At 44.5% G+C, this 533-nt stretch carries 1 pseudogene; it reads left to right on the forward strand.

Features of this window, described 5'->3' with window-relative positions:
* A pseudogene (locus ACWHAR_RS31460) lies at window positions 1-533 on the forward strand (glutamine--fructose-6-phosphate transaminase (isomerizing)); the annotation flags it as partial.

Raw genomic sequence — 533 nt, forward strand, 5'->3', positions numbered from 1 at the left:
TCACGGAGAACCGAGCCGTCTAAACGCTCATCCGCATCAAAGCGCATCAGGCCGTTTTACACTTGTTCATAACGGCGTCATCGAAAACTATGTTCAACTGACGCGCGAATATTTACACGATGTAACCCTTAAAAGCGATACGGATACAGAGGTTGTCGTTCAAGTGATTGAGCAATTCGTCAATAACGGCCTTGACACAGAAGAAGCGTTCCGCCAAACGCTCATGCTGCTCAAAGGCTCTTATGCGATTGCATTATTCGATCATGAAAACAAAGAAACAATCTATGTTGCGAAAAATAAAAGCCCGCTTCTTGTCGGCCTTGGAGACAATTTCAATGTTGTCGCGTCTGATGCGATGGCGATGCTTCAAGTGACAAACGAATACGTGGAGCTTATGGATAAAGAAATGGTGATTGTCACAGACAAAAAAGTCGTGATCAAAAACCTCGACGGAGAATTGATGTCACGTGCCTCATATATTGCAGAGCTTGATGCGAGCGATATCGAAAAAGGCACATACCCTCACTACATGT

The sequence above is a fragment of the Bacillus sp. LR--39 genome, from assembly GCF_053613335.1.